We start from the raw sequence: 6,738 nt of genomic DNA, 5'->3' as shown, positions 1-6,738 counted from the left end.
AATAGAAGTCAGTTTCATCCTGTAATACAAAGGCAGTAATACAGTAGCAATAATAATAAAGCCGATCGCATTGCCCAGTACAAACTGAAAATACTGGAACTGATTACCCGATGGTGCACCCACCTCCCCGGGAACCGAGATAAAGGTAACTCCAGATAAAGCTGTGCCAATCATACCAAAAGCAACCAGGTACCATTTGGAATTCCGGTTGGCAATAAAGAAAGTAGAGTTGTCAGACGATTTCTTTGAAGTGGCAAAGGCAATAACAATCAGGATCAGAAAATAACCGATTAAAAAAGACAAAAGTATCGCTGGACTCATAGTATGTTTTTAGGTTCTAAATGTAAGAAAATCATCTTCTAAAAATCAAATAAGAGCAGATAAATTTCCCTGCAGCCATTTTCAGACAGCTCAGAATGGAAGAACCAGCTGTTTAGAATTATTCATAAATCGTAAATATTTTTTGCGCCGCTCACAAATGCTAAATCAATTTATATAAGTTTGTAAAATGAATTTTTCTTCAAAATTACTGGAGGATGCTGTAAATGAATTTGCTAAACTACCGGGAGTAGGTCAAAAAACCGCACTTCGGCTGGTGCTACATTTATTAAACAGAGAAAAGGAAGAAGTAGAGCATTTCGGTAGTTCTGTGATCAGGCTTAGAAACGAAATCAAACATTGCAGCATCTGTCATAACATCTCCGATCAGGAGATTTGTGAAATTTGTACTGCACCCAAAAGAGATAAAGAAGTGATCTGTGTGGTAGAAGATACCAGGGATGTGATGGCTGTAGAAAATACTTCGCAGTATTTTGGTGTATATCATGTCCTGGGCGGTTTAATCTCTCCGATGGATGGAATTGGCCCTTCAGATCTCTTTATTGATTCGCTGGTCCAGCGGGTGACAACTACGCCCGTCAAAGAGATCATCCTGGCACTTAGCGCTACGATGGAAGGAGATACCACACTTTTCTATTTGTATAAAAAACTTAAGGATTTTCAAATCCCCATCACCACGATCGCCAGGGGGATTGCCTTTGGTGGAGAATTAGAATATGCCGATGAGATTACATTAGGACGTTCTATTGTAACCAGAGTACCTTACGAATCCAGTATCAGATGATCATCCAGTTAAAAGCATTCCATGGAATTTAAGAATAAAGTTGTAGTGATTACCGGAGCCTCTTCCGGCATTGGTAAGGCTTGCGCCGAAGAATTTGCAAAACGCGGAGCTAATCTCGTTCTGGCTGCAAGACAATATGTAAATCTCTGTGAAATCACCGCTGAGCTGGAAAGAAAATACAACATCAAAGCCGTTGCTGTACAGGCTGATGTGAGTAAGGAAGAAGATTGCAAAGGTATTGTCAAACAAGCCCTGCTCACCTTTAATCAGATAGATATCCTGGTTAATAATGCCGGATTGTCTATGCGGGCTTTATTCAACGAGCTGGATTTATCTGTTCTTAAAAACCTGATGGATGTGAATTTCTGGGGAACCGTTTACTGTACCAAATATGCTTTAGATGAAATTCTGAAAACCAAGGGCAGTATTATCGGTGTATCTTCTATCGCGGGTTATCGCGGTTTGCCAGGCAGGACAGGCTATTCTGCTTCGAAATTTGCAATGAATGGTTTTATGGAATCTCTACGTACGGAGCTTTTGCCTACAGGTGTCCACGTGATGGTGGCTTGCCCAGGGTTTACAGCTTCCAATATCCGTGTTGCCGCGCTGTCTAAAGACGGTGCCTCGCATGGCGAAACCAGTATGGAAGAAGGAAAAATGATGTCTGCGGAAGAAGTTGCCCGCCGTATTGTTGACGGAGTTTCAGCCCGCAAACGAACATTGGTGATGACTGGTCAGGGAAAATTGACGGTTTGGATTAATAAACTGCTGCCTGGCCTGGCCGATAAACTGGTCTATAATCATTTTACAAAGGAGAAAAAAGCGCTGATCAAATAAATCTCCATTCTATTCAGTGGCCTCCAGTTTTTCAATATGCCCGATTTTGGACATGTCCATTACGGTCTGACCATTGCTGTCATTAGAAAAGATATTGGTGAACCTGGCCTGATGTACAATATCTTCATCCCGGTAGGAGGTTCTGGTGTGTACCGTTTGTGAAAAGGTATCGTCAAAGGCCTTTACCATGATGAGCAATTCCACTTCTGCCTCTGCCAGGTCTTCAGCCGTTTTATCATAAATAGGGCTGTTCTCATCAATGGGGTGAACTACTGTCCAGCTCATGGTCAGTAAGCCAATCTTTGACCTTTCCAGTTCCAGAGGGTAAAACCGGCGCGTCTTCTTCCCATCTATCGTTTCATTATAAGACATCACGACCTGGACCTCCACTTCAATCAGCTGATTGTTCCTCAGGTTTGCCATTCTGAACATCAGGCCCTTGATGCCTTTATAAGGAGCAATGACCATGTGCTGACTGTAAATGATCTTTGCATTCGGTCTGGAAAAACGTCCATAGAGCAAACCAGTAGCCAGGGCAAAAGCCAGCAAGCCCAGCATAGATTCAAAGGCCGCTACAATACTCGTTAAAAAACCATCCGGACTGATATGTCCATAACCCACAGTAGAAATGGTCTGGGCAGAGAAAAAGAAAGCATCAAAAAAATGATCCCTTGGGCTTATGCCTTCAGCCCCCTTCAGGTGTTCGATTCCAATAGTGACGTATAGAAAGGCAAATACCATGTTGACTACAATATACGCCGTCAGGATCACCAGCAGGAATTTCTTCCAGGTCATGGAGATCAGCCAGTTATACGTATCAGAAGTTCTGAAAAATGGCAGCCCAATACGTTTCACATTGGAAGTACCATTGATGTTCATCAACCTTTGATTGGCACTTACCGGCCGGGTGCCAAATCCAAGATCGTCATCCAGCTGCGATTTTCTTTTAAATAATGCCATAATTCTCAATAATTTTAAGAAATGTTTTGCAAATAATAAAAACTATTCCATCTTTGCCTTACGATGATATTAACAAACGGACTTAACATTTGGTGGTGGCACAACGCAAGCGCGTAGTGTAACCCTGTTTTGTACGTTTTATTTTATATAAATAATTTGAGGGTTGCTATAAAAGGCAACCTTTTTTGTTTTACAGCCATGAAGAAAATATTAAACCACCTTTTCGAGAATAAAAGTTTCAGTCGCGCTGAAGCACAGAAGATCCTGACTTCTATTGCGCTGGGCGAATACAATACTTCTCAGATTGCCGCCTTCATTACTGCCTATGGTATGCGGAACATCACCGTGCAGGAATTACAAGGATTCCGCGATGCCATGCTGGACCTCTGCGTTAAAGTCAATCTCTCTGATTATGAACTGATCGATCTTTGCGGTACAGGAGGAGATGGGAAAGATACCTTCAATATTTCTACCCTGGCCTCCTTTGTTGTCGCTGGTACAGGAAATAAAGTCGCCAAGCATGGCAATTACGGGGTATCTTCCGGTTGCGGTTCTTCCAATGTGATGGAGTACCTGGGCTATCAGTTTACCAATGATCAGGATGTTTTGAAGCGGAGCCTGGACACTGCAGGTATCTGTTTTATTCACGCGCCATTGTTTAATCCGGCTATGAAAACAGTTGCACCCATCCGAAGAGAGCTTGGCGTAAAGACCTTTTTTAATATGCTGGGACCAATGTGTAATCCGGCCCAGCCCAAAAATCAGCTGGTAGGTGTTTTTAGCCTGGAGCTGGCCCGTTTGTATGCCTATTTGTACCAGGATACAGATAAAAACTATACGATCCTTCATGCCCTGGGCGGCTTTGATGAAATTTCGCTGACCTGCGATATTAAAACCTTCAGTCCAAAAGGAGAAGCCATGATCAAAGTCTCAGATCTTGGATTTGAAAAGATCAGCGAGCAAGAGATCAAAGGAGGGGATACCGTGGAGTCTTCCGCCAGGATCTTTACCGATATCCTGAATGGAAAAGGAACCGATGCCCAGAACAATGTAGTGCTTTGCAATGCTGCGCTGGCCCTGCAGACCATTAAAAATTCCAGAACCTTTGCCGACTGCTTTTACGAGGCCGAATCGTCTTTACTTAGTAAAAATGCCCTCAACAGCTTTAAAAAACTTATCGGATCATGAAGCAGCCAAAATTAAAGATTTGTGGGATGCGTGAACCCACCAATATGCTGGCTGTTTCTGCATTGATGCCGGATTATATGGGTTTTATATTCTACCCCAGATCCAAACGTTATGCAGCTCATTTATCTTCTGTATTTACAAGAAAGCTCCCGAAAACAATAAAAAAAACAGGTGTTTTTGTAGATGAAGATATGGAAAAAGTACAGGAACGTCTGGTGGAATTTGAGTTGTCTGCACTCCAGCTTCACGGAGAAGAAAGTCCATCTTATTGCGCAGAATTAAGGGCGTTCAGCCCGGAAACAGAGGTGATCAAAGCTTTTGGAGTAGATGAGTCTTTTGATTTTGAAAGTCTAATTCCTTATGACGGTATGGTAGATTATTTTCTTTTTGATACACAGACGCCAGATCATGGTGGTTCAGGAAAGCGTTTTAACTGGGCTCTTCTGGAAAGCTATAACCTCGACATTCCTTATTTTCTCAGTGGTGGGATCGGGCTGGACAGTGTAGCGGAGATCAGAAAGATCAAAGACGAGCGCCTGTATGCCATAGACATCAACAGTAAATTTGAACTGGAGCCAGGACTCAAAAACTTAGTACAATTAACAGAATTTAAAAATCAACTGTTCCGCTGAGCAGAAAGCGGAATAAAATCCATAAGACTATGAATTATTTTGTCAACGAAAATGGCTATTACGGAGACTTCGGCGGCGCCTACATCCCCGAAATGCTGTACCCAAATGTAGAAGAACTCAGACAGAACTACCTGAAGATCATTAATGATGAGTCTTTTAAGAAAGAATTCCATCAGTTGTTAAAAGACTATGTAGGAAGGCCTTCGCCTTTATACCTGGCAAAGCGCTTATCTGCAAAATACAATGCCAATATCTTTTTGAAAAGGGAAGACTTAAACCATACTGGTGCCCATAAGATCAACAATACCATCGGTCAGATCCTGTTGGCCGAACGCCTCGGTAAAAAACGCATTATTGCAGAAACCGGTGCCGGACAGCATGGCGTAGCCACGGCAACGGTATGCGCCCTTCGTGGTTTGGAATGTGTGGTTTATATGGGAGAAATTGATATTCAGCGTCAGGCACCGAATGTAGCCCGTATGAAAATGCTGGGGGCTAAAGTCGTTCCTGCTACTTCAGGCTCCAAAACCCTGAAAGACGCGACCAATGAAGCCATGCGTGACTGGGTAAATAATCCTGTAGATACCCACTATATTATCGGTTCCGTAGTTGGACCGCACCCATATCCGGACATGGTGGCCATTTTTCAATCCATCATCTCAGAAGAGACCAAAAAACAATTGAAAGAACAAACCGGTAGCGATCAGCCAGATTATGTTCTGGCCTGTGTAGGTGGCGGAAGCAATGCCATGGGCATGTTCTACCACTTCATTAACGACGAAAACGTAAAACTGGTTGCTGTAGAAGCTGCCGGGCAAGGGGTAAACAGCGGCCATTCTGCAGCAACAACTGCTCTGGGTAAAGAAGGTGTATTGCACGGAAGCAGAAGTATCCTCATGCAAACCGAAGACGGACAAGTCGTTGAACCTTTTTCGGTATCCGCAGGACTGGATTATCCAGGTATTGGCCCACAGCACGCCCATTTGTTCAAAACTGGCAGGGGCAGCTATGTGTCTATTACAGACGATGAATCTTTACAGGCCGGACTTCTTTGTACGCAGCTGGAAGGTATTATTCCTGCTATAGAAAGTGCCCACGCACTGGCATATCTAGAAAAAATGAACTTTACAGGTCATGAAAATGTAGTCGTATGTCTTTCCGGAAGAGGAGACAAAGACATGGATACCTATATGAAATACTTTGGACTATAATCAGCAAGACGATGAACAGAATCAATAAATTATTCCAGGAAAAACCATCCAATATCCTTTCTATTTATTATACAGCAGGTTTTCCTGAGCTGGGTGATACCTTGCTGATTGCGGAAGAACTGGAGCGGGCAGGAGCCGATATGCTGGAAATCGGCTTTCCTTATTCCGATCCTGTAGCCGACGGACCAGTGATACAGGCCAGCAGTAAACAGGCCCTGGAGAACGGGATGGATCTTAAAACTCTTTTCAGTCAGTTAAAAGACCTCCGTTCCAGGATCAATATTCCCATTCTTCTGATGGGCTATGTAAACCCAATGCTGCAGTTTGGTGTAGAAAATTTTTGTAAAGCCTGTGCAGAAGTTGGGGTAGATGGCTGTATTGTTCCCGATCTGCCTATGGCCGAATACGAAGAGCACTACCAGGAGCTTTTTAAGCAATATAACCTGAGCAACATCTTCCTGGTTACCCCACAAACCTCCGAAGAACGCATCCGGAAAATAGATGAACTCAGTACAGGTTTTGTTTACCTGATCTCTTCTTCAGCAACGACAGGAAAAAACCTGCAGGTCTCTCAAAATACAGAAGACTATTTTGCCAGGATTGCTGGTATGAAACTCCGGAACCCAACCATGATTGGATTTGGTATCAACAATAAAGCAACCTTCGATAAAGCCTGTCAGTTTGCCAATGGCGCCATTATAGGAACCGCCTTTGTGAATGTCCTTTCGGAAGGTACATCTGCTGCCGGCATTCAGAAATTCATGAAATCTATTTCCGAATAGAATAC

Annotated in this window: 7 protein-coding genes and 1 pseudogene; 6 read left to right on the top strand and 2 right to left on the bottom strand. The window is 43.2% G+C overall.

Annotated elements, in window-relative coordinates; genetic code table 11:
• Positions 1 to 321: pseudogene (locus tag VNZ46_RS00310) on the bottom strand (sodium:solute symporter); the annotation flags it as partial.
• 187 nt (positions 322 to 508) lie between these two features.
• On the opposite strand from VNZ46_RS00310, the gene recR reads away from it, so the two are divergent.
• Both recR and VNZ46_RS00300 read left to right on the top strand, forming a co-directional pair.
• Complete coding sequence (gene recR / locus VNZ46_RS00305) at positions 509 to 1,123, top strand: recombination mediator RecR (RefSeq protein WP_325558074.1); 615 nt, start codon at positions 509 to 511, stop codon at positions 1,121 to 1,123.
• A 21-nt stretch (positions 1,124 to 1,144) separates the two neighbouring features.
• Positions 1,145 to 1,960: an SDR family oxidoreductase gene (locus tag VNZ46_RS00300; RefSeq protein ID WP_325558073.1), complete on the top strand. Its 816-nt coding sequence runs from the start codon at positions 1,145 to 1,147 to the stop codon at positions 1,958 to 1,960.
• Positions 1,961 to 1,969: 9 nt separating this feature from the next.
• Here VNZ46_RS00300 and VNZ46_RS00295 read toward each other — a convergent pair whose 3' ends face one another.
• Positions 1,970 to 2,920, bottom strand: coding sequence for an ion channel (locus tag VNZ46_RS00295; protein WP_325558071.1), 951 nt, complete (start codon positions 2,918 to 2,920; stop codon positions 1,970 to 1,972).
• Positions 2,921 to 3,118: 198 nt separating this feature from the next.
• Between VNZ46_RS00295 and trpD the strand changes: the two genes are divergently transcribed.
• From trpD to trpA, 4 genes are read left to right on the top strand one after another with little or no spacing between them, the layout of a single operon-like run.
• Positions 3,119 to 4,108, top strand: a complete 990-nt coding sequence (trpD, locus tag VNZ46_RS00290) for an anthranilate phosphoribosyltransferase (RefSeq protein WP_325558070.1) — start codon at positions 3,119 to 3,121, stop codon at positions 4,106 to 4,108.
• Positions 4,105 to 4,740, top strand: a complete 636-nt coding sequence (locus VNZ46_RS00285) for a phosphoribosylanthranilate isomerase (RefSeq protein ID WP_325558069.1) — start codon at positions 4,105 to 4,107, stop codon at positions 4,738 to 4,740. Before trpD ends, VNZ46_RS00285 begins: the two co-directional genes overlap by 4 nt.
• Positions 4,741 to 4,769: 29 nt before the next feature.
• Positions 4,770 to 5,951 (top strand): tryptophan synthase subunit beta, encoded by a 1,182-nt coding sequence (gene trpB / locus VNZ46_RS00280; RefSeq protein WP_325558067.1) that lies wholly within the window; start codon positions 4,770 to 4,772, stop codon positions 5,949 to 5,951.
• An 11-nt stretch (positions 5,952 to 5,962) separates the two neighbouring features.
• Positions 5,963 to 6,733, top strand: a complete 771-nt coding sequence (gene trpA, locus VNZ46_RS00275; protein ID WP_325558066.1) for a tryptophan synthase subunit alpha — start codon at positions 5,963 to 5,965, stop codon at positions 6,731 to 6,733.
• Positions 6,734 to 6,738 lie beyond the last annotated feature (5 nt).

The sequence above is a fragment of the Pedobacter sp. genome (assembly GCF_035566355.1).
GTDB lineage: Bacteria > Bacteroidota > Bacteroidia > Sphingobacteriales > Sphingobacteriaceae > Pedobacter.
Note: the sequence above shows the minus strand (reverse complement) of the source record. Positions and strands in the feature narration are given on the sequence as shown.

What these genes read in the sequence shown, in the direction of transcription:
- recR (WP_325558074.1), top strand. Translation starts at nt 509, where the DNA reads ATGAATTTTTCTTCAAAATTACTGGAGGATGCTGTAAATGAATTTGCT.
- VNZ46_RS00300 (WP_325558073.1), top strand. Translation starts at nt 1,145, where the DNA reads ATGGAATTTAAGAATAAAGTTGTAGTGATTACCGGAGCCTCTTCCGGC.
- trpA (WP_325558066.1), top strand. Translation starts at nt 5,963, where the DNA reads ATGAACAGAATCAATAAATTATTCCAGGAAAAACCATCCAATATCCTT.
- VNZ46_RS00285 (WP_325558069.1), top strand. Translation starts at nt 4,105, where the DNA reads ATGAAGCAGCCAAAATTAAAGATTTGTGGGATGCGTGAACCCACCAAT.
- trpD (WP_325558070.1), top strand. Translation starts at nt 3,119, where the DNA reads ATGAAGAAAATATTAAACCACCTTTTCGAGAATAAAAGTTTCAGTCGC.
- VNZ46_RS00295 (WP_325558071.1), bottom strand. Translation starts at nt 2,920, where the DNA reads ATGGCATTATTTAAAAGAAAATCGCAGCTGGATGACGATCTTGGATTT.
- trpB (WP_325558067.1), top strand. Translation starts at nt 4,770, where the DNA reads ATGAATTATTTTGTCAACGAAAATGGCTATTACGGAGACTTCGGCGGC.